This window comes from Caulobacter sp. NIBR1757, from assembly GCF_027912495.1.
Taxonomy (GTDB): Bacteria; Pseudomonadota; Alphaproteobacteria; order Caulobacterales; family Caulobacteraceae; genus Caulobacter.
Genome location: NZ_CP115463.1, coordinates 4412575 through 4432270 on the forward strand (window position 1 = coordinate 4412575; position 19696 = coordinate 4432270).

Genomic DNA, 19696 nt, shown 5'->3' on the forward strand with positions numbered 1-19696 from the left:
GCTTGACGGCCTTCCAACGCCCGGCCCTACTCCTCCATGGGAGGGCCCTTCATGATCAGCCGTTTCTTCCGCCTGGCGGAAAACAACACCAGCGTTCGCACCGAGGCGCTGGCCGGCGTCACCACCTTCCTGACCATGGCCTACATCATCCTGGTCAATCCCGGCATCCTCAGCCAGGCCGGCATGCCGGCCGCCGCCGTGGTCGTGGCCACCTGTCTGGCGGCCGGGATCGGCAGCATCCTGATGGGCGTGATCGCCAACTATCCCATCGCCCTGGCTCCCGGCATGGGGCTGAACGCCTACTTCACCTACACGGTGGTGCTCGGCATGGGCCTGCCCTGGCAGACGGCGCTCGGGGCCGTCTTCATCTCCGGCGCCGCCTTCCTGATCATGACCCTGGCCGGCCTGCGCCAGCTGATCGTCGCGGCCATCCCCCGGCCGCTGTTCGCCTCCATCGCCGCCGGCATCGGCCTGTTCATCGCCTTCATCGGGCTCAAGAACGCCGGCATCGTCGTCGCCCACCCGGCCACCACCGTGGCGCTCGGCGACCTGACCAGCCCCGCCGCCCTCGTCGCCCTGCTGGGCCTGGCGGTCATCGCCCTGCTGCAGGTGTGGAACGTCCGCGCCGCCATTCTGATCGGCATCGTCGTGGCCAGCGCCCTCGGCTGGCTCCTCGGCCTGGTCGCCTTCAAGCCCGAGCCCATCGACCCGGCCGCCCTGACCGCCACCCTGTTCAAGGCCGACATCCCGGCCGCTCTCGGCCTCGGCCCGAACGGCAAGGGGCTCTCCATCGGCCTGGTCGAGATCCTCTTCGTCTTCCTGTTCGTCGATCTGTTCGACAACCTCGGCACCCTGGTCGCCGTCTCAAAGCGGGCGGGCCTGGTCCGGCCGGACGGCTCGATCCCCCGCCTCAACCGCATCTTCGTCGCCGACAGCCTGGCCACCATGATCGGGGCCGGCGCGGGGACCAGCACCACCGTCAGCTATATCGAGAGCGCTGCCGGGGTCTCGGCCGGCGGCCGGACGGGCCTGACCGCCGTGGTCACCGGCCTGCTGTTCCTGCTGGCCATCGCCTTCGCCCCCTTCGCCAGCGCCATTCCGGCAGCCGCCACCGCCCCGGCCCTGATCCTGGTCGGCGCCCTGATGATGGCGCCTCTGGCGGAAGCCGACTGGACCGACCCCCAGGTCGCCATCCCCGCCTTCCTGACCCTGATCATGATCCCCCTGACCTTCTCCATCGCCAACGGCCTGGCCATGGGCGTCATCAGCTTCGCCATCCTCAAGCTCGTCCGCCCGCGCCCGGCGGTCGTCCCGGTGGAGGGCCTTCTCGGCCGCAAAGTCCTGGGCGTCAGCTTCGGCGACCTGTTCCTCTACGCCCTGGCGGCGTTGTGCATCGCGCGGTTCGTGTGGCTGGGCGGGGAATAGCTGTTTGCGCGACCCCGGCCTTTCGGCTACAGAACCGCTCCCTGATCAAGGCACCCGTAGCTCAGCTGGATAGAGCGCTGCCCTCCGAAGGCAGAGGTCACACGTTCGAATCGTGTCGGGTGCGCCAGGGCTTCACGCCCCCTCCTACATCAGCAGCACCACCTTGATGCAGTCGCCGTGATGCTGGGCGGCGATGGCCTCGTTGATCTGGCTGAAGGGGAAGGTCTGGATCAGGCGGTCGAAGGGCAGGCGGCCGGCGCGCCAGTGGTCCATCAGTTCCGGCAGGAAGACGTCCGGGTCGCTGTCGCCCTCGATGATGCCCTTCACGGTGTGGCCGAAGGTCATGATGCTGTTGACGTCACCCGGCGTCGGCGTGCCCGGCGGGGTGATGCCGACGATGCCGAACACCCCCTTGGAAGCCAGGGCGCCCATCACCGCCTGCTGCACGGCCGGCACGCCGCTGGTGTCGAAGGCGTAGTCGACGCCGCCGGGCAGGATGGCCCGCACGGCCGCCGTCAGGTCCGGGGTGGCGGCCGGGTCGATAACATGGGTGGCGCCGAACTCGCGGGCCAGGTCGCGGCGGGCGGCCTGGGGCTCGACCAGGATGATGGTCTTGCAGCCCTGGATCTTCGCCCCCATCACGGCGCTGAGGCCCACGGGCCCACCGCCGGTGATCAGCAGGGATGAGCCCGCCTCGCAGGCCAGCGACCGCATGACGCCGCCGGCCCCCGTCTGGATACCGCAGCCCAGCGGCCCGATGAGTTCGAGCGGCAGGTCGTCCGGGACCTTCACCAGGTTGCGCTCGTAGGTGATGGCGTGGCTGGCGAAGGAGGACTGGCCGAAGAAGCTGCCGCCCACCGGGGTTTCGCCATCGTGCAGGGTACGGCTGCCGTCGGTGCGCATGCCGATGTAGTTGAGCATCGGCATGGTCTCGCAATAGGCCGCGTCGCCGCGGTCGCAGCGTGAGCAATGCCCGCAGGAGCGGAAGGTCATCGCCACCCGGTCGCCGGGCGCCACCTTGGTCACCCTGGCGCCGACCGACTCGACGATGCCTGATCCCTCGTGGCCAAGAACGGCCGGCGGCGGGATCATCTCGCCTTCCTTGAAGACGATGTCGGTGTGGCAGACCCCGACCGCGACGATGCGCACCAGCACCTCGTCCTCGCGCGGATCGTCGAGCGTCAGGGTGCGGAACTCGAAGGGCTTGCCCGCGCCCGTCGCAACGGCGGCCAGAACGTCCATGCTGATCTCTCCCAGGCGGCCGCGCGACCGGCGGCGTTCCGGGGCAGCCTAAGCCGGCTTCCGTGGCGGAGGGGAAGATGTCGATTTAGGCTGGACTGCCGCCACGTCGCGCGCGTCAATCTGCCCGCAACGATACGGCAGGAGGGACACCATGGCCCGCGCGAAGAAGACCCACACGAAAGTCGGCGAAGACTATCTGGCCGCTTCCAAACACCGGGTCAGCCACCGGTTCGACCTGCCGGCCGCCGCCGTCTGGGCCGCCCTGCTGGACGGCAAGGCCTGGACCGAATGGCTGCCGCTGACCGGCGTGACCTGGACCAGCCCCAAGCCCTTCGCCGTCGGCACGACCCGCACCGTCAGCGTCGGCGAGATGGAGATCGATGAGGTCTTCTTCGCCTGGGAGGAGGGCCGGCGCATGGCCTTCTATTTCGCCGCCTCCAGCCTGCCGGTTTCGGCGGGGGTCGAGGACTATCGCGTGGTCGAGGTTCCCGGCGGCTGCGAGCTGCAGTGGGCGGGCCGGGTCAGCGCGCCGCTGATCCTCGGCTGGCTGATCGGCCGACAGCTGGCCGGCGGCCTGAAGGCGGGAATGCCGAAGCTGGAGGCGCTGATCAAGGCCGATCCGAAGCGCTTCGGGTTGTAAACGCGCGGCCAAGGCCCATGAAAAGGCGGAATCGACGGTGTAGGATGACCGCATGATCATGATGCGTCCTCTCCTCCTTGCCGCCGGCCTCGCGCTCGGCCTCACCTTGCCGGCCGCCGCCGCGAAGAAGCCAGCCCCGACGCCGGCTCCGTTGACCCCCGCCCCCGTGGTTGCCGCCGAGCGGGCCTTCGCCGCCGATGGCCTGGCCATGGGCATCAAGCAGAGCTTCCTGAAGAACATGGCCGACGACGCCATCGTCTTCCAGCCCGAGCCGAGGAACGCCCGCGAGGCGATCAGCGCCCAGCCCGACGGCGGCCCGAAGCTGGAATGGTGGCCGGTCTGGGCGGGGATTGCGGCCAGCGGCGATCTGGGCTTCACCACCGGTCCCTACGCGGTCGACGGCAATCGCGGCGGTCACTACTTCACCCTCTGGAAGAAGCAGGCCGACGGCGCCTGGAAGTGGGTCTACGACGGCGGGCCGAGAAGCAGTTCCAAGAACGCCCCCGGGCCGGACAGCACCCCGGGCTACCTGATGGTCTCCAAATCCTCGGCCGGAGACGAGGCGACCGCCTTCGCCTCGGCCCAGGCCGCCGACGCGGCCCTCAACGCCGCCGCCGCGCAGGATGTCACCGCCGCCTTCACCGCCGTGCTGGTCTGCGAAGCACGGGTGCAGGGTTCGCCCGCGCCCCCGGCCCAGGGCTGCAGCAGCTTCCGCCTCGAGCTGGCGGGTCGTGGCAAGACGATCGCCTTCTCGGCCCTGGGCGGCGGCGCCTCGTCCGACGGGGACATGGCCTGGACCTATGGCGAGGCCGACTGGTCGATCGCCGGCCAGAGCTTCCACGGCCACTATGTGCGGGTCTGGCAGTACCGGAGCGACACCTGGAAGCTGGTCTTCGACCAGATCGTCCCGGCCCAGCCGCGCAAGAAGGGGTGAAACTTCGTCCCGCGACGCCTATCTGCGGTGATCACGTCCATCCGGAGTCCTGAGCCCCCGTGACCGAGTTTTCGCCCCGCGAGATCGTTTCCGAACTGGACCGCTTCGTCGTCGGCCATGCCGAGGCCAAGCGGGCCGTCGCCATCGCCCTGCGCAACCGCTGGCGCCGCCGGCGCACGCCGGACGCCCTGCGCGACGAGATCACGCCCAAGAACATCCTGATGATCGGCCCGACGGGGGTGGGCAAGACCGAGATCGCCCGTCGGCTCGCGAAGCTGGCGCAGGCGCCGTTCCTGAAAGTCGAGGCGACCAAGTTCACCGAGGTCGGCTATGTCGGCCGCGACGTCGACCAGATCATCCGCGACCTCGTGGAATCGGCCATCGCCATGGTCCGCGACAAGCGCCGCGCCGCCGTCAAGGCCAAGGCCGAAGCCGCCGCCGAGGAGCGCATCCTCGACGCCCTGACCGGACCCGGCAGCACGGCGGCCCGCGAAAGCTTTCGCAAGAAGCTGCGTGACGGCGAGCTGAACGACAAGGAAGTCGAGCTGCAGCTGGCCGACACCGCCAGCCCCTTCCAGGGCATGGACATCCCCGGCATGCCCGGCGGCTCGGTCGGCATGCTCAATCTCGGCGAGATGTTCGGCAAGGCCATGGGCGGCCGCACCCGCACCCACAAGACGACGGTGGCCGGCGCCTATGCGCCGCTGCTGGCCGAGGAAAGCGACAAGCTGCTCGACCAGGAGGCCCTGACCCAGGAGGCCCTGGAACTGGCCGAGAACAGCGGCATCGTCTTCCTCGACGAAATCGACAAGGTGGCGAGCCGCCAGGACCGGGCCGGGGCCGATGTGTCCCGCGAAGGGGTGCAGCGCGACCTGCTGCCGCTGATCGAGGGCACGACGGTCTCGACCAAGCATGGGCCGGTGAAGACCGACCACATCCTGTTCATCGCCTCGGGCGCCTTCCATGTCGCCAAGCCTTCGGACCTGCTGCCCGAACTTCAGGGGCGACTTCCCATTCGGGTGGAGCTGAAGGCGCTTAGCCGCGATGACATGCGCCGCATCCTGACCGAGCCGGAGGCCAATCTGGTGGTCCAGCAACAGGCGCTGATCGCCACCGAAGGCGTCACCCTGACCTTCACCGAGGACGCGATCGACGCCATCGCCGACGCGGCCGTGGCGGTGAACGGCAGCGTCGAGAACATCGGCGCCCGCCGCCTGCAGACGGTGATGGAGAAGGTGGTCGAGGAGATCAGCTTCACGGCCGGCGACACCTCGGACCGGGCGGTGACCGTCGATGGGGCCTATGTGCAGGAACGGGTCGGGGCGCTGGCGGCGGACACCGATCTGAGACGGTTTATTTTGTAGAGTTGGGTTGCCAGACCGGGGACGGTGCCGGAAAAAAGCACGATGGACCGTCGGACATTTCATCGCTTCGCCTTGGCCGGTTTGTTCGGCGCGACCGTCGGCAGGACTGCTCAAGCGGAGACAGCCGTGGACTATTCGACCGTTACAACCCGAAGTCTGGCTGAGAACCTGGTCAAGCAGGGCCGGCTGGAAACCATTTTTCTCTTCCCGCCGGAACTCGGCGGCGAGGATCGCCCGGAGAATCGCGCCTGGGTTCCTGCCGGCACGGGTCAGGCTCAAGCCTTGATCATCGGAACCCTGACTCGTTATCTAGAAGACGACCTCATCGACCAGTTGGAGGTCGAACCCTCCTATCGTGGGAAAAGCTTCGTTCCGATCCGGATCCGCTATGTCGCGCGGCATTCGACCAAGTCCGGCGTTTTTTCTCCGACGCTCGAAATCTGGTGACACCAGGCGGTCAGGCCAGCTCCGCGAACCGCTCCGCCCGCGCCTGCCGGATCGCCTCGCGCAGGGCCTGCCCCAGGGCCTCGCGCTCGGGCGGGCTGAGGGCCTTGCCGACGCTGTGGCGGCGGCCCGAGAGGCGCAGGCGGACCCGCATCTCATGCTCACCGAGGGCTTCGAGATCGACGTTGGTGAAGGCGGTGGGTGAGGTCCAGACGGTGCGGCTCCGCCCTTCTGTCTCCTCGATGACCTCGACGGTCTCGGCGCTGACCCGCAGGCGTTCGCGGCGGTTCAGGGCGCGGAAGCTGGCTTTCAGCGCGAGGTAGACCAACACCACGTCGAGGCCGAGGAACAGCGGCGCCGGCCAGGCCCCGATGAGGAAGAAGAAGACGCTGACCACGGCCGCCATCCCGGCCAGGGCGCCGAGCACCACCTTGAACCCCAGCCCGCCCATCGAGCGGTTGGGGGCGATCACGGCGTCCATGTAGAGGGCGGCGGCCATGGCGGCAGTATAGGCCCGAGGCGGCCTCTTGCGCAGGAAACAAATATGGAACACCGTTCGGCGTCCCCCTTCGGCCCCGCGTCATGCCGCCCAGCCTCGCCCTTTCCGCTCCCGCTTCCGCCAGCGCATGGCATAAGGCGCTGGTGACCGATTCTCCGACCCTCGACACCGCCCGCGAGACCCTGCGCCGGGTCTTTGGCCATGCCGAGTTCAGGGGGCTTCAGGCCGACGTCATCGAGGAGGTGCTGGCCGGCCGCAACGTCGTCGCCGTGCTGCCGACCGGCGGCGGCAAGAGCGTCTGCTATCAGATCCCGGCGATGATCCGGCCGGGCCTGGGCCTGGTCATCTCGCCGCTGATCGCCCTGATGAGCGACCAGGTGGCGAGCCTGCGCCAGTCCGGCGTGGCGGCGGCGCGGCTCGATTCCAACATCGCGCCGTTCGAGCGTCAGGAGATCTGGGAGAGCATCGAGCGCGGAGAGCTGGACCTGCTCTACATCTCGCCCGAAGGCCTCTCGTCCGGCAACATGCTGGAGCGCCTGGCCCGCCTGCCGCTGTCCCTGATCGCCATCGACGAAGCCCACTGCGTCAGCCAGTGGGGCCATGACTTCCGCCCGGACTACCGGCTGCTGGGGCGGCTGGCGGAACGCTTCCCCGGCGTGCCGCGCATGGCGGTCACCGCCACCGCCGACGCCCGTACGCGCGAGGACATCCGCAATCAGCTCAGCCTGCAGGACGCCGCCGAGTTCGTCGACAGCTTCGCGCGGCCGGAACTGTCGCTGAACGCCGAGCGCAAGATCGGGTCGGGCCACAAGCGGGTCCTGGAACTGGTCGCCCAGCGGCCGGGCAAGTCGGGCGTGGTCTATGTCGGCAGCCGCGACGGCGCCGATGAACTGGCCGGCAAGCTGCGCGAGGCCGGGGCGCCGGCCCTGGCCTATCACGCGGGCCTCGAGAAGGATCTGCGCGGCCGGCGGCTGGAGCAGTTCCTCGAGGCCGACGCGGCGGTGATGGTGGCGACCATCGCCTTCGGCATGGGCGTCGACAAGCCCGACGTCCGCTATGTCATCCACGCCGACCCGCCGGCCAGCATCGAGGCCTACTGGCAGGAGATCGGCCGGGCCGGCCGCGACGGTCAGCCCGCCGACGGCATCACCCTCTACTCCAGCGCCGACATGGCCTGGGCCTTCCGTCGGCTGGAAAGCCGCGACATGGCCGCCGAGGTCAAGCAGGTCCAGGCCCGCAAGATCCGCCAGTTCTACGGCATGATGGAGGGCACGGCCTGCCGGGCGGCGGCGGTGCGGCGCTATTTCGGCGAGGAGAAGGTCGAGCGCTGCGGACAGTGCGACCTGTGCCTGGCGCCGCCGGAGAGTATCGACGTCACCCAGTCGGCGTCGAAGGCGCTGGCGGCGACGCATAGACTGGGCGGCCGGTTTGGGCGCGGCCGGCTGGTCGACCACCTGCTCGGCAAGACCAAGGATGTCTCGGATTTCGAGGCCGGGCTGTCGACCTGGGGGATCGGGACGGAGCTGAGCCAACACGCCTGGCGGGACCTGATCGACCAGCTGCTGTTCGAGGGGCTGCTGAAGGAAGACCCCAATGACGGGCGGCCGTTGATCGGTCTGGGCGACATCGACGGCGTTCGAGGGGTGTGGAAGTCCGAACGCACGGTGCTGATCCGCAAGGACTCGACCCGGGCGGCGGCGGCCGGGAAGACGCGGGCGAGCAAGGGGGGGAAGAATGCGCTGGCGACGTTGACGGCGGGCGACCAGCCGCTGTTCGAAGCCCTGCGCGCCTGGCGCCGCGATGAGGCACAGAGGCAGCATGTGCCGCCCTATGTGATCTTCCATGATGCGACGCTTGCTGAAATCGCCATGCGCAAACCGTCCAGCCTGCCGGCCCTGGCCGCCGTCAGCGGGGTCGGCGAGGGCAAGCTGGAGCGCTATGGCGACGCGGTCTTGGCCGTGGTGCGCGCCGGGTAGGCGCTCACTCCGTCACGAAGCCTTCGGTCCAGTGGTCCTGGTCGAGTTCGTACTCTTCGATCAGGAAGCCGTCCGGCCAGTCGCGGAAGCCCGGCAGGTCGGTGGACCGCGCCTGGGCCAGCAGAGCCTTGTCCCGGCTGGCGTAGACACCGATCAAGAGCGACTCCGGCTCAGCCTCCGTCGATCCATTGTGCCAGAGGAGGAAGACGGACGGCATAGCGACCCTAAACGTCCACCTCGGCGTCCAGCGCGTTCGCCTGGATGAACTCCCGCCGGGGTTCGACCAGATCCCCCATCAACCGGCTGAACATGTCGTCGGCGTCGTCGGCGTGGTTGACCTTGACCTGCAGCAGGGTGCGGGCTTCCGAGTCCAGCGTGGTCTCCCACAGCTGTTCGGGGTTCATTTCGCCCAGGCCCTTGTAGCGCTGGATGGTCAGGCCGCGACGGCCGGCCTCCATGACCGCGTTCATCAGGTCGAGCGGACCGCGCACCGTCTGGCTCTTGTCCTTGCGGCGGAAGGTGGCCGGGGCGGAGAAGGTCTCGGCCAGGGCAACGGCCCGTTCGGCCAGGCGGCGGGCGTCGGCGGCGTGCAGGGTCTGGTCGTCCAGCACGACCTTTTCCGAGACGCCGCGCTTGATGCGGGTGAAGCTGTAGCCGCCGCCGACGGCCGGCTCGCCGGTCCAGGGACCATCGCCTTCCTCGGCATAGAGGTCGAGGCGGGCGGCGGCCTTGGCCACATCGGTGTCCTCGGCGAACAGGCCGGACAGGGCCGCCTGTTCGATGGCAAAGGCCGGGGCGCGGGCCGACAGGCGTTCGATATTGGCGCGGGCCCCGCGCGCGGTCTGCACCAGGGCCAGAAGGTCGGCGCCGGTCATCCGCTCGCCGTTGGCGAGATCCAGTTCGGCCCCGTCGACGCCCTCGTCGATGAGGAAGATTTCCATCTCCGCGTCGTCCTTCAGGTACCGCGACGACCGCCCCTTCGACGCTTTGTAGAGCGGCGGCTGGGCGATGTAGAGGTAGCCGCGCTCGATCACCTCCGGCATCTGCCGGTAGAAGAAGGTCAGCAGCAGGGTGCGGATGTGGGCGCCGTCGACGTCGGCGTCGGTCATGATGACGATGCGGTGGTAGCGCATCTTCTCGATGTTGAAGTCGTCGCGGCCGATGCCGGCGCCCAGCGCCGTGATCAGGGTGCCGACCTGGTCGGAGCCCAGCATGCGGTCGAACCGCGCACGCTCGACATTGAGGATCTTGCCCCGCAGCGGCAGCACCGCCTGGTTCTCGCGGTTGCGGGCCTGTTTGGCCGAGCCGCCGGCGCTGTCGCCCTCGACCAGGAACAGTTCGGACTTGGCCGGATCGCGTTCCTGACAGTCGGCCAGCTTGCCGGGCAGGTTGGTGATGTCGAGCGCGCTCTTGCGCCGGGTCAGTTCGCGGGCCTTGCGGGCCGCTTCACGGGCGGCGGCCGCCTCTACCACCTTGCCGACCAGGATCCTGGCCTCGACCGGATGCTCCTCGAACCAGGTGGCCAGCCCCTCCTGCACCAGGCCCTCGACGGCCGGGCGAACCTCGGACGACACCAGCTTGTCCTTGGTCTGCGAGCTGAACTTGGGGTCCGGCACCTTGACCGACAGCACGCAGGTCAGGCCTTCGCGGGCGTCCTCGCCCGTCACCGAGACCTTCTCCTTCTTGGCCATGCCGGAGCTCTCGATGTAGTTGCCGACAACGCGGGTCAGGGCCGCGCGGAAGGCGGCCAGGTGGGTGCCCCCATCCCGCTGCGGGATGTTGTTGGTGAAGCACAGCATGGTCTCGTGGTAGCTGTCGTTCCACCAAAGGGCGAGGTCGACCTGGACCTTCTCGCGCTGGCCACGGATGACCATCGGCGTCTTGACCAGTGCCGTCTTGGCCTTATCGAGATGGCGCACGAAGGCCTCGATGCCGCCCTCGTAGTGCATGATCTCTTCGTAGGGTTCGGCGTCGCGCAGGTCGCGGAAATAGATGGTCACCCCGCTGTTGAGGAAGGCCAGCTCGCGCAGCCGGTGTTCCAGCGTCTTGCGGTCGAAATTGATGTGGCTGAAGGTTTCCAGCGACGGGAAGAAGGTGACGATGGTGCCGGTCAGCGGCTCGCCGTTCTCGCGCTTGGGGGAATCGCCGGTGATGGCCAGCGAGGTCACCGCATCGCCGCGCTCGAAGCGCATCTCGTGCTGCTTGCCGTTGCGGTGAATCTTCAGCAGCAGATAGTCCGACAGGGCGTTGACGACGGAAACGCCGACGCCGTGCAGGCCGCCGGAGACCTTGTAGCTGTTCTGGTCGAATTTCCCGCCGGCGTGCAGCTGGGTCATGATGACCTCGGCGGCCGAGACGCCTTCACCCTCGTGGATGTCGGTGGGAATGCCGCGGCCGTCGTCGCTGACCGTCGCCGAGCCGTCGGCGTTGAGGATCACCTCGACGCGGGTCGCCCAGCCGGCCAGGGCCTCGTCGATGGCGTTGTCGACGACTTCATAGACCATGTGGTGCAGGCCCGAACCGTCATCGGTGTCGCCGATGTACATGCCGGGGCGCTTGCGCACCGCGTCCAACCCTTTGAGAACCTTGATGGAATCGGAGCCGTAGGCGGCCGCGCCCTCTTCGGCGGTCTGCTGGGCAAGGGGGGTCTTGTCCGGGTTGATCTCCGGGACATCGCCAGTCGTTTCGTCGGTCATTCAGTCGTCCAGAACGGTCAGGCCGGTCGGCTCCACGCGGAGTCCCAGGGCCCGACCTTTGAAGGGGTCGAACAGCGAAGCGTCCGTTCCGGTGAGAAACACCTGCAGACCCAGCGCCGCGATTTCGTCCGCCAGGGCGGCCCGTCGAAACGGGTCCAGGTGGGCGGCGACTTCGTCCAGCAACAGTACAGGATTCGGGCCGGAAATTGCAGCAGAAAGTCGCGCCGCCTGGGCCAGAACCAGGTTCAGAATCAAGGCTTTCTGCTCGCCGGTGGAGCATTCGGCGGCGGGGCGGTCCTTTTCGGCGTGAACGACGCTCAGGTCGCCCCGATGCGGGCCGGTCAGACCGCGTCCGGCCGAGGCGTCGCGGGGCCGTGAGGCCGCCAGGGCGGGGGTCAATCGCGCTGAAATCTGCGCCTCGTCCAGCCCCTGGCCGGCCAGGGTCTCCCACTCCCCGGTGAGGGACAGCCGGGCCCTCGGGAAGGGCCGATCAGTGCGGGAATCGATCTCCGCCTGCAAGGCCGCGAGGGTGCGGGCGCGGGCGACGCTGAGGGCCGCGCCATGCTCGGCCATGCGGGCCTCCAGCGCCGTCAGCCACAGCGGATCGGGCGCGGCGCTCTCGTCGGTCAGCAGCCGCATGCGCTCGCGCAGAGCCTTGTCGTAGGCCGAGGCGTGAGCCGCGTGCAGCGGCTCGGCGGCGAACACCAGCCGGTCGAAGAAGCGGCGGCGATCACCGGCCGCCTCGAGGAACAGGCGGTCCTGGGCCGGGGTCAGCCAGACGGGCCGGATATGGTCGGTCAGCCGGCCAGGGGGCACGCTGGTCCCCTCGACCCGCGTCAGACGCCGCGAGGAGCCGGCGGTGTCGGTGCCGGTGCCCAGCTGCACCTCGTCCTCGCCGTCGGACACCCGCGCGGCGACCGCCCAGGGGCGTCCCACCGCCTCGCCCGGCATCCGCCGGCCGACCTCGGCCAGGCCCGCCCCGCGCAGCCCCCGGCCCGGCGACAGCAGCGAGATGGCCTCCAGCAGATTGGTCTTCCCCGCCCCGTTCGGCCCGGCCAGCCAGACGCTCCGCCCATGCGGCTCCAGGCTTCCGTGCTCGTAGGAGCGGAAGTTGGTCAGGGTCAGGGAGGTGAGCGCGGAAGTGGGCAAGGCGGTCCGGTAAAATTACCGCCCGTCTTTAGGACAGTTCGCGGTGACTGTCCTCCGGCGCAGCCGGATGACTGTCACCGTCAGCGCTGAACGGTGACAGTCACGTGGAGTGGACCCCTAGATTGAGACAGTGAAATTGGGTGACAGTTCTCGAAGGAAGGGAACTGATGACCGAGCAATCTGCACCACGGCGGTTCAGCCGAGACTTGAAGTTGAAGACACTTGAGAGGCTGGCGGCGGGAGAGCGGGCGTCGGTGCTGGCTGCTTCGCTGGGGGTTGCCCGGCAGCTGATCTACAAGTGGCGGGACGCGGAGCGTGCCGGGACGCTTGGACGGCGGCGTGGACGGCCGACGAAGGTGGAGGCGTTGGCCAAGGCTGGTGACGGCCGTAGCGAGTTGGAGCAGGCGCGAAGGAAGATTGCCGAGCTTGAGCGCAAGGTTGGCCGCCAGGCGGTGGAGCTGGATTTTTTTCAAGGAGCCTTGCGGCGCATCAAGGCGTCACGGCAGCCGAGCGAATGAGCTGGCGTGACGGGGTCTTCGCCCAGATCCGGGCGACGGCCGGACCGCAGGGCGAGGGGTGGATCGGACAGCTTTGCGCGGCGTCTGGGGTAAGCCGGGCGAGCTATTACCGGCACTGGAGCCAGGCCGAGCCGGAATGCGAGGAGATGGCGCTGCGGGATCGCATCCAGCATCTGGCGCTGGCGAACCGCCACTATGGCTACAGGCGGATCGCGGTCCTGCTGCGGCGCGAGGGCTTGTGGGTCAACGCCAAGCGGGTGCTGCGCTTGACGCGGCAGGACAACCTTCTGTGCCTCAGGAGGAAGGCCTATGTTCCGGCCACCACCCAGTCGGATCATGGCTGGAAGGTGTATCCGAACCTGGCCCGTCGGATGATCCCGCTGGCGCCGGACCGGCTGTGGGTCGCCGACATTACCTACATCAGGCTGGAGCGGGCCTTCGTCTATCTGGCGGTGGTTCTGGACGCCTTCAGCCGCAAGGTGGTCGGCTGGGCCCTGGCCGATCACCTGGGCGCCAGCCTGCCCCTGGCGGCGCTAGACATGGCCCTGGCCGACCGCCGCCCCCCGCCGGGGAGCCTCGTCCATCACTCTGACCGGGGTGTGCAGTATGCCTGCGGCGACTACGCCCGGCGTCTGGAAGAGACCACCGTCCTGGCCTCCATGAGCCGGGGCGGCTGTCCTTATGACAACGCCAAGGCCGAGAGCTTCATGAAGACCCTCAAGACCGAGGAGGTGAACGGCTCAACCTATCTCGACCTGACCGACGCCAGGAGCCGGATCGGCAGCTTTATCGAGGAGGTCTACAACACCACCCGACTCCACTCGGCCCTGGACTATCTCTCCCCAGTGGAGTTCGAACAGCAAACCCACCGTTGGGACGCGCTAGCGCGTCCCAACGGTGCCATCGCAGCAACCGCTGTCACCTAATAACGCCGTCTCACGTACGGGGTGCAGTCCACACGCTGCGCGAGACAGTCACCTCGGGGTGCGAATGGCGTTCCAGTTGAACAGGAAATTGCGATGCTCGGCCCAGGTCTGGCCGACCGCCTCGTTTCCGATCAGGCAGACAGAGGTGTGGTAGGGCCCCGCGCCGTCAGTGGTCCGGAAGCTGGCGCAGGTGCGGCCGCGCGAGGTCTTCCACCGCCCGGCCTGGATCTCGCTCTCGTAGAAGCTGCCACTGACCGTGCCGTCGGCGTTGAGGGTGAGGGTCATGGGCTTGGTATAGGGCTCGTCCGGCTTCACCGAGAGATCGACGGTCCAATCGCCAGCCAGGGAGGGCTCGGCGGAAAGGGCGAGGGCGAGGACAACGGCGATCATGGGCAGCTCCCGACTGGACACAGGAGCTAGAACAAAGGCGCGATGTGGCAAGATCGCTCTCCCCCATCGCAGATGGGGGAGTGGTTTTGGCGAGCGCTGCAAGCGAGCCAAACCGAGGGGGTCCCCCACCGTCGGTGGACCGCCAATCCCCGACCGCCGGCGCTGCCCCGCCTCCTGGTCCGTCGCTCACGCTCCGAACCGTCCTCCGCCCCCTCGCGGGGGCGGAGAGCGAAATCTACACCCGCAGCGGCATCAGGACATACTTCACGCCCGGGTCGGTCGGGTCCAGCACCAGCGTCGGCGAAGCCGGGTCGGCAAACCGGAACTCGGCGATCTCGCCGTTGATCTGGCCGGCGACGTCCAGCAGGTAGCGGGCGTTGAAGCCGATCTCGAAGGGCTCGCCGTCGTAGTCGATCTCCAGCTCCTCGACGCCCTGGCCGGCTTCCATGTTGCGCACGGTCAGGGTCATGCGACCCGTCTCGATGGCAAGCTTCACCGAGCGGCTCTTCTCGGCCGAGATGGTCGCCACCCGGTCAACGGCCTTGGCGAACAGCTCGGCGTCCACCGTCATGATCTTCTGGTTGTCGCGCGGAATGACCCGCATGTAGTCGGGGAAGCTGCCGTCGATGACCTTGCTGGTCAGGGCCGAGGCCCCGGCGAACTCGAACCGCACCTTCTGGGCGCTGACCTGGAAGCCGACGTTCTCGCCGGCGTCTTCCAGCAGGCGACGGGCCTCGTTGATGGTCTTGCGCGGGATGATCACGCCCGGCTGGCCGGCCGAACCCTCCGGGGCCGGCATTTCGGCCAGGGCCAGGCGGTGGCCGTCGGTGGCGACGGCCCGCAGCTTGGCCTCGCCGCCGTCCATCACCGTATGGACGTAGAGGCCGTTCAGGTAATAGCGGGTCTCTTCGGTCGAGATGGCGAAGCGGGTCTTGTCGATCAGCCGGATCAGGTCATTGGCGTCGACCTGGATATGGGCCGACAGGCCATCGGCGCTCATCACCGGGAAGTCGCCGGCCGGCAGCACCGGCAGGTTGAACTTCGAACGGCCGGCGCTGATCAGCAGGCGCGGGTCCTCGCCCGAATAGGTCAGCGACACGTCAGCGCCGTCCGGCAGCTTGCGGACGATCTCGTAAAGGGTATGGGCCGGCGCGGTGATCTGGCCGGGCACATCGACATGGGCCGCGCCTTCATCGACGATTTCCATGTCGAGATCGGTGGCCGAGAAGCTGACCTGCTCGCGGTCGGCCGACAGCAGCACGTTCGACAGGATCGGGATCGTGTTGCGGCGCTCGACGACGCTCTGAACGTGGCCCAGGGCCTTCAGCAGCGCGGCCCGCTCGATGGTCAGCTTCATGTCTTGTCCGGCGTCACGGGCGAATCGGATTTACGCCCCCGACCCGCAAAGAAAGGTGACCGCCGACATTAACGGAAACGGCGCGGGACGGAAGGGGCAGGACCGCTTACCCACACCTGTGCGGCGAGATTTCGCGCGGACCTCACCTCTGTCATCCTTCGGTCCCCCGGCGAAGGCCGGGGGACCGAAGGACCCACCCGTCCGCCAGGCTCCTGGAGTCTGTCGTCACGCGCAGGCATCGGTGGACCGCGGCGGCCTCCAGGCGGTCCCGCCCCCACGGTGGGTCCTCCGGATCGCGCTGCGCGCGACCGAAGGATGACAGGGGAAGAGAACGACGGGCGTGCGCCCTAGGCCTTCGTGTCGATTGCCTCGCCCGACACTTCGCCGGTGCTCGAATAGGGATTGGGCGTGCCCGCCGTCTGTTCCGGGGCGCCAACGCCCGAGCCCTTGGCGGCGACCACCACCATGGCCGGGCGAACCAGCCGCCCGAACAACGAATAGCCCGGCTGCAGCGTCTTGATCACCGCCCCGGCCCCGACCTCGTCCGACATCTGCTCCATCATCGCCTGGTGCAGATTGGGGTCGAACTTCTCGCCGGCCGCCGGATCGACCTTCTTGAGGCCATTGCGTTCGAAAGCTTCCAGAAGCTTCTTCTGGGTCATCTCGATGCCGACCACGAAGTTCTTCACCGCCTGGTCCGAAACATCCTTCGGCGCGTGGGCCGTGGCCTGGCCGAGGTTGTCGGCGGCTTCCAGCAGGTCGCGGGCGAACTTGGTGATGGCGTAGGCGCGGGCGTCGTTCACCTCGCGCTCGGCCCGGCGCTTGGTGTTCTCCGCGTCGGCGGCGTAGCGCAGCGCCTGGTCCTTCAAGGCGGCGACCTCGGCCTTCAGGGCTTCGACTTCGCTGTCGGTCGCGCCGAAGTCGATGGTGTCGTCTTCCTGAATCTCGTTGGGGGTCGTCTCGTCGGTCATACCAGTCTCATCCGTCCATCATCTGGCCCAGCACCCTGGCGGTATAGTCCACCAACGGGATGACGCGGGCATAGTTCAATCTCGCCGGACCGATCACGCCGATCGCGCCCAGCACCTTCTGTCGGCCCGACATATAGGGAGCCGCGATCACAGCGGAACCCGAAAGTGAGAAAAGCCGCGTTTCGGCGCCGATGAAGATGCGCACCCCCTCGGCTTCCTTGACCCCGTCGAGCAGGCCGATCAGCTGTTCCTTCTGTTCCAGGTCCTCGAACAGGCGGCGGATACGCTCCAGATCCTCGGCCGCGCCTGCGTCGATCAGGTTGGCCTGACCGCGCACGATCAGGGCCCGGGCGTCCTCCGCCCCGCCGCCCCAGGCGGCCAGGCCGTCGGCGACCAGGCGGGAGGCCACCGAATCCAGTTCCTGGCGGGCAAGGTCCAGCTCGCCCCGCATCTCGCCCCGCGCCTCGCCAAGCGTCCGTCCCTGCAGCCGCGAGGCCAGGAAGTTCGACGCCTCGGTCAGGGCCGACGGCGTAATCCCCGGCGGCAGGCGCATGATGCGGTTCTCGACCGCCCCGTCCTCCAGCACGATGACCACCAGGGCCCGGTCGGGGCCGAGCGCCACGAATTCCACATGCTTCACCCCGGCCTCGCGGGCCGGGGTCACCACCACCCCCGCGCCGCCGGCCAGCCCCGAGAGGATGGCACTGGCTTCCTGCAGGGCCTCCTCCATCGAGCCGCCCTTGGATTTCAGACGGCCCTCGATGGCGTTGCGCTCGGCCTCGCCGACATCCCCGACCTCCAGCAGGCCATCGACGAACAGCCGCAGGCCCGCGTGCGTCGGCATCCGGCCGGCGCTGATGTGCGGCGCGTTGAGCAGACCCAGCGCCCCCAGGTCCTGCATGGTGTTGCGGATCGAGGCCGGCGACAGATGCACCCCGCCCTTGGAGATCGTCCGCGATCCGACCGGTTCGCCGGTTTCCAGATAGCTCTCGACGATCCGCCGGAAGATGTCGCGAGCCCGGCCGTCGAGGTCCGACAGGCTGGGGGTTTGACCTATACCGGGGATCAGGGGGTTCATGGCTTTCCATATAGGGCCGGTGGACGCCGACCGCCGCATACAGGATAAGCGGCCACCTTCGGCGCGCAAGCCGCGCCCTCCGTTATTGCAGGACCGATATGCGCCCCTCGAACCGCGTCCCCGACCAGCTTCGCCAGATCACCCTGGAGACCGCCGTCAACCGCTATGCCGAGGGCAGCTGTCTGATCACGGCCGGCCACACCAAGGTTCTGGTCACCGCCAGCATCGAGACCGGCGTCCCCGGCTGGATGCGCGGCAAGGGGGCCGGCTGGGTCACGGCCGAGTACGGCATGCTGCCGCGCGCCACCCACACCCGCGGCCGCCGCGAGGCCGCCGCCGGCAAGCAGTCGGGCCGCACCCAGGAAATCCAGCGGCTGATCGGCCGCTCCCTGCGCGCCGTGGTCGACATGAAGGCCCTGGGCGAGCGCCAGATCGTCCTCGACTGCGACGTCATCCAGGCCGACGGCGGCACCCGCACGGCCTCGATCACCGGCGCCTGGGTGGCCCTGCGGCTGGCCACCAAATACCTGCTCGACGAAGGCGTCCTGACCACCGACCCCATCATCGACCAGGTGGCGGCGGTGTCCTGCGGCGTGTTCGAGAACACCCCCGTCCTCGACCTCGACTACGAGGAGGACTCGGCGGCCGAGGCCGACTGCAACTTCGTCCTGACCGGGGCCGGCGACATCGTCGAAATCCAGGCGACCGGCGAGAAGCGGGGTTTTACCCGGGCGGAATTCGAGAGCCTGTACGGCCTGGCGGAGAAGGGCATCGGCGAGCTGTTCGCCATGCAGCGGGCGGCCTGCGGGCTGTAGCCGACACCCCACCGCCGCCACCACCACCGTCGTCATCCTCGGGCTCGTCCCGAGGACCCATTCGTCCGCGTGGCGTTAGCGGTACGGGGATGGGGCTGATGTCAAAGCAACTCACGGCCGTTCGCGGCGGCTGAACAATGGGTCCTCGGGACAAGCCCGAGGATGACGACGTTTGGGGGCGCCGGGGAGCGGAGGCCCCCTACTCCAGCTCGTCATCCCCCCAGTCGCTCGGCCCCGGCTCGAAGCTCAGGATATCCCCCGGCTGGCAGCCCAGCTCGCGGCACAGCGCATCGAGGGTCGAGAACCGGATCGCCCGAGCCTTGCCGGTCTTCAGGATCGACAGGTTGGCGATGGTGACGCCGACGCGGTCGGCCAGTTCGGTGAGCGACATGCGGCGTTCGAGCAGCACGCGGTCGAGGCGGACGTGAATAGCCATGTGAGCCTCAGATCGTCAGTTCGGCTTCGCCGCGCAGGCGGGCGCCCTCGCGGAACACCTCGGCCAGCACAAAGACGACCATGACGGAAAACCAGGTGGTCAGGCTCCAGCCGCCGTTGTCCCGGTCGACCTCGGGGGCCAGCAGGGCGACCGCGCCCCAGAAGATCCACTTGCCGAGCTCCAGCCCCGCCAGGATCAGTCCGATCAGGCGCAGGCGGCCGATGTTGTCGGGATGGAAGGGGTCGCCGGAGGTGAGCGTCTGGCCGATGCGGCGCAGGTTGCCGACGATGAGGTTGATGCCGGTGAAATAGAGCGATCCGGCGAACAGGCCGGCGGCCAGGACGGGCGCCCTCTGGCTCAGGTCGCCGAGCGCGGGCAGGTCTATCTGGTCGATGATGTCGGTGTTGAAGCTGAGCAGCAGGATGGCGATACCGGCCACGGCAAAGCCGCCGATCACCGCCCAGAGCACATACCAGGTCACGTCCAGAATGATCTTGAGCAGGCTCGATACCGAGCCGGGTCCCAATGTTCGCATCAGCGTGACATCCCTGAGCAGTCGTAAATCCGTACCCGGCCGGGCCTGCAGCCCGCCGATTCCGATCGCATCCGGATCGGTCGGCGAGCATGCCTCGGCGACGGGCCTCAAGGAAGGGCCGCCGACTACAAGGATTGGGCGACGAAGGTGTAAGCGGCCAGCGGCATCACCAGCACGACGGCGGTATAGACCAGGGCGACCGCGACGCGATCCACGATGGAAGTCATTTTTCCGAAAGCCATTTGAACAGTCCCTCTTTGGTTTGTGGGGAGCGGCGGAAGCGCCGTTCCATGAGTGAGGG

General features: G+C 68.3%; 20 protein-coding genes and 1 tRNA gene. 10 read left to right on the forward strand and 11 right to left on the reverse strand.

Translation table 11 applies throughout. The features are described from left to right. Positions 1 to 51 precede the first annotated feature (51 nt). On the forward strand, positions 52 to 1425 hold the full coding sequence (locus tag O5I81_RS21125; RefSeq protein ID WP_271066838.1) for an NCS2 family permease: 1374 nt from the start codon (positions 52 to 54) through the stop codon (positions 1423 to 1425). A gap of 50 nt (positions 1426 to 1475) precedes the next feature. Continuing rightward, positions 1476 to 1552, forward strand: a tRNA-Arg gene (locus O5I81_RS21130). A gap of 17 nt (positions 1553 to 1569) precedes the next feature. Here the strand turns inward: O5I81_RS21130 and O5I81_RS21135 are convergent. Continuing rightward, positions 1570 to 2667 carry an NAD(P)-dependent alcohol dehydrogenase gene (locus O5I81_RS21135; RefSeq protein ID WP_271066839.1) on the reverse strand — a complete coding sequence of 366 codons (1098 nt, stop codon included), beginning with the start codon at positions 2665 to 2667 and terminating at the stop codon, positions 1570 to 1572. Positions 2668 to 2818: 151 nt separating this feature from the next. Here O5I81_RS21135 and O5I81_RS21140 point away from each other — a divergent pair, with 151 nt between their 5' ends. The 4 genes from O5I81_RS21140 to O5I81_RS21155 are packed head-to-tail and all read left to right on the forward strand — an operon-like array spanning position 2819 to position 6052. Continuing rightward, positions 2819 to 3307 carry an SRPBCC family protein gene (locus tag O5I81_RS21140; protein WP_271066840.1) on the forward strand — a complete coding sequence of 163 codons (489 nt, stop codon included), beginning with the start codon at positions 2819 to 2821 and terminating at the stop codon, positions 3305 to 3307. Positions 3308 to 3365: 58 nt separating this feature from the next. Next, positions 3366 to 4241 (forward strand): DUF4440 domain-containing protein, encoded by an 876-nt coding sequence (locus O5I81_RS21145; protein WP_271066841.1) that lies wholly within the window; start codon positions 3366 to 3368, stop codon positions 4239 to 4241. A 59-nt stretch (positions 4242 to 4300) separates the two neighbouring features. Beyond that, a complete protein-coding gene (gene hslU / locus O5I81_RS21150) occupies positions 4301 to 5605 on the forward strand; it encodes an ATP-dependent protease ATPase subunit HslU (protein ID WP_271066842.1) in 1305 nt (434 codons plus the stop codon). 42 nt (positions 5606 to 5647) lie between these two features. Then, complete coding sequence (locus O5I81_RS21155; protein WP_271066843.1) at positions 5648 to 6052, forward strand: hypothetical protein; 405 nt, start codon at positions 5648 to 5650, stop codon at positions 6050 to 6052. Positions 6053 to 6062: 10 nt separating this feature from the next. On the opposite strand, the gene O5I81_RS21160 is transcribed toward O5I81_RS21155, so the two are convergent. After that, entirely contained in the window at positions 6063 to 6548 is a 486-nt protein-coding gene (locus O5I81_RS21160) for a DUF2244 domain-containing protein (RefSeq protein ID WP_271066844.1), read from the reverse strand. Positions 6549 to 6688: 140 nt separating this feature from the next. Between O5I81_RS21160 and recQ the strand changes: the two genes are divergently transcribed. Beyond that, positions 6689 to 8524: a DNA helicase RecQ gene (gene recQ / locus O5I81_RS21165; protein WP_271069072.1), complete on the forward strand. Its 1836-nt coding sequence runs from the start codon at positions 6689 to 6691 to the stop codon at positions 8522 to 8524. A gap of 4 nt (positions 8525 to 8528) precedes the next feature. On the opposite strand, the gene O5I81_RS21170 is transcribed toward recQ, so the two are convergent. The 3 genes from O5I81_RS21170 to recF form a co-directional block, all read right to left on the reverse strand. After that, entirely contained in the window at positions 8529 to 8681 is a 153-nt protein-coding gene (locus tag O5I81_RS21170; protein WP_271066845.1) for a hypothetical protein, read from the reverse strand. Between the two features lie 67 nt (positions 8682 to 8748). After that, on the reverse strand, positions 8749 to 11220 hold the full coding sequence (gene gyrB / locus O5I81_RS21175) for a DNA topoisomerase (ATP-hydrolyzing) subunit B (RefSeq protein WP_271066846.1): 2472 nt from the start codon (positions 11218 to 11220) through the stop codon (positions 8749 to 8751). Then, a complete protein-coding gene (recF, locus tag O5I81_RS21180; RefSeq protein ID WP_271066847.1) occupies positions 11221 to 12369 on the reverse strand; it encodes a DNA replication/repair protein RecF in 1149 nt (382 codons plus the stop codon). A 167-nt stretch (positions 12370 to 12536) separates the two neighbouring features. Between recF and O5I81_RS21185 the strand changes: the two genes are divergently transcribed. Both O5I81_RS21185 and O5I81_RS21190 read left to right on the forward strand, forming a co-directional pair. Beyond that, a complete protein-coding gene (locus O5I81_RS21185) occupies positions 12537 to 12887 on the forward strand; it encodes a transposase (RefSeq protein WP_271066848.1) in 351 nt (116 codons plus the stop codon). Further along, positions 12884 to 13813: an IS3 family transposase gene (locus tag O5I81_RS21190; protein WP_271066849.1), complete on the forward strand. Its 930-nt coding sequence runs from the start codon at positions 12884 to 12886 to the stop codon at positions 13811 to 13813. The genes O5I81_RS21185 and O5I81_RS21190 overlap by 4 nt, the downstream gene beginning before the upstream one ends. 48 nt (positions 13814 to 13861) lie before the next feature. On the opposite strand, the gene O5I81_RS21195 is transcribed toward O5I81_RS21190, so the two are convergent. From O5I81_RS21195 to hrcA, 4 genes are all read right to left on the reverse strand, one after another. Continuing rightward, positions 13862 to 14203, reverse strand: a complete 342-nt coding sequence (locus tag O5I81_RS21195) for a glycoside hydrolase family 43 C-terminal domain-containing protein (protein ID WP_271066850.1) — start codon at positions 14201 to 14203, stop codon at positions 13862 to 13864. 235 nt (positions 14204 to 14438) lie between these two features. Then, positions 14439 to 15560: a DNA polymerase III subunit beta gene (gene dnaN, locus O5I81_RS21200; protein WP_271066851.1), complete on the reverse strand. Its 1122-nt coding sequence runs from the start codon at positions 15558 to 15560 to the stop codon at positions 14439 to 14441. 347 nt (positions 15561 to 15907) lie between these two features. Further along, positions 15908 to 16531 (reverse strand): nucleotide exchange factor GrpE, encoded by a 624-nt coding sequence (gene grpE / locus O5I81_RS21205; protein WP_271066852.1) that lies wholly within the window; start codon positions 16529 to 16531, stop codon positions 15908 to 15910. 7 nt (positions 16532 to 16538) lie between these two features. Next, positions 16539 to 17609 carry a heat-inducible transcriptional repressor HrcA gene (hrcA, locus tag O5I81_RS21210; protein WP_271066853.1) on the reverse strand — a complete coding sequence of 357 codons (1071 nt, stop codon included), beginning with the start codon at positions 17607 to 17609 and terminating at the stop codon, positions 16539 to 16541. A gap of 98 nt (positions 17610 to 17707) precedes the next feature. Between hrcA and rph the strand changes: the two genes are divergently transcribed. After that, a complete protein-coding gene (gene rph / locus O5I81_RS21215) occupies positions 17708 to 18424 on the forward strand; it encodes a ribonuclease PH (RefSeq protein ID WP_271066854.1) in 717 nt (238 codons plus the stop codon). Between the two features lie 199 nt (positions 18425 to 18623). Here rph and O5I81_RS21220 read toward each other — a convergent pair whose 3' ends face one another. Both O5I81_RS21220 and O5I81_RS21225 read right to left on the reverse strand, forming a co-directional pair. Next, the gene (locus O5I81_RS21220) at positions 18624 to 18860 is read right to left on the reverse strand and encodes a helix-turn-helix transcriptional regulator (RefSeq protein ID WP_271066855.1); all 237 of its coding nucleotides are present in this window, start codon (positions 18858 to 18860) and stop codon (positions 18624 to 18626) included. Between the two features lie 7 nt (positions 18861 to 18867). Then, complete coding sequence (locus O5I81_RS21225; RefSeq protein WP_271066856.1) at positions 18868 to 19395, reverse strand: DUF2975 domain-containing protein; 528 nt, start codon at positions 19393 to 19395, stop codon at positions 18868 to 18870. Positions 19396 to 19696: the final 301 nt, after the last annotated feature.

What these genes read in the sequence shown, in the direction of transcription:
- O5I81_RS21220 (WP_271066855.1), bottom strand. Translation starts at nt 18,860, where the DNA reads ATGGCTATTCACGTCCGCCTCGACCGCGTGCTGCTCGAACGCCGCATG.
- rph (WP_271066854.1), top strand. Translation starts at nt 17,708, where the DNA reads ATGCGCCCCTCGAACCGCGTCCCCGACCAGCTTCGCCAGATCACCCTG.
- hrcA (WP_271066853.1), bottom strand. Translation starts at nt 17,609, where the DNA reads ATGAACCCCCTGATCCCCGGTATAGGTCAAACCCCCAGCCTGTCGGAC.
- grpE (WP_271066852.1), bottom strand. Translation starts at nt 16,531, where the DNA reads ATGACCGACGAGACGACCCCCAACGAGATTCAGGAAGACGACACCATC.
- O5I81_RS21125 (WP_271066838.1), top strand. Translation starts at nt 52, where the DNA reads ATGATCAGCCGTTTCTTCCGCCTGGCGGAAAACAACACCAGCGTTCGC.
- O5I81_RS21135 (WP_271066839.1), bottom strand. Translation starts at nt 2,667, where the DNA reads ATGGACGTTCTGGCCGCCGTTGCGACGGGCGCGGGCAAGCCCTTCGAG.
- O5I81_RS21190 (WP_271066849.1), top strand. Translation starts at nt 12,884, where the DNA reads ATGAGCTGGCGTGACGGGGTCTTCGCCCAGATCCGGGCGACGGCCGGA.
- O5I81_RS21155 (WP_271066843.1), top strand. Translation starts at nt 5,648, where the DNA reads ATGGACCGTCGGACATTTCATCGCTTCGCCTTGGCCGGTTTGTTCGGC.
- dnaN (WP_271066851.1), bottom strand. Translation starts at nt 15,560, where the DNA reads ATGAAGCTGACCATCGAGCGGGCCGCGCTGCTGAAGGCCCTGGGCCAC.
- O5I81_RS21145 (WP_271066841.1), top strand. Translation starts at nt 3,366, where the DNA reads ATGATGCGTCCTCTCCTCCTTGCCGCCGGCCTCGCGCTCGGCCTCACC.
- O5I81_RS21160 (WP_271066844.1), bottom strand. Translation starts at nt 6,548, where the DNA reads ATGGCCGCCGCCCTCTACATGGACGCCGTGATCGCCCCCAACCGCTCG.
- O5I81_RS21195 (WP_271066850.1), bottom strand. Translation starts at nt 14,203, where the DNA reads ATGATCGCCGTTGTCCTCGCCCTCGCCCTTTCCGCCGAGCCCTCCCTG.
- O5I81_RS21140 (WP_271066840.1), top strand. Translation starts at nt 2,819, where the DNA reads ATGGCCCGCGCGAAGAAGACCCACACGAAAGTCGGCGAAGACTATCTG.
- O5I81_RS21225 (WP_271066856.1), bottom strand. Translation starts at nt 19,395, where the DNA reads ATGCGAACATTGGGACCCGGCTCGGTATCGAGCCTGCTCAAGATCATT.
- gyrB (WP_271066846.1), bottom strand. Translation starts at nt 11,220, where the DNA reads ATGACCGACGAAACGACTGGCGATGTCCCGGAGATCAACCCGGACAAG.
- O5I81_RS21185 (WP_271066848.1), top strand. Translation starts at nt 12,537, where the DNA reads ATGACCGAGCAATCTGCACCACGGCGGTTCAGCCGAGACTTGAAGTTG.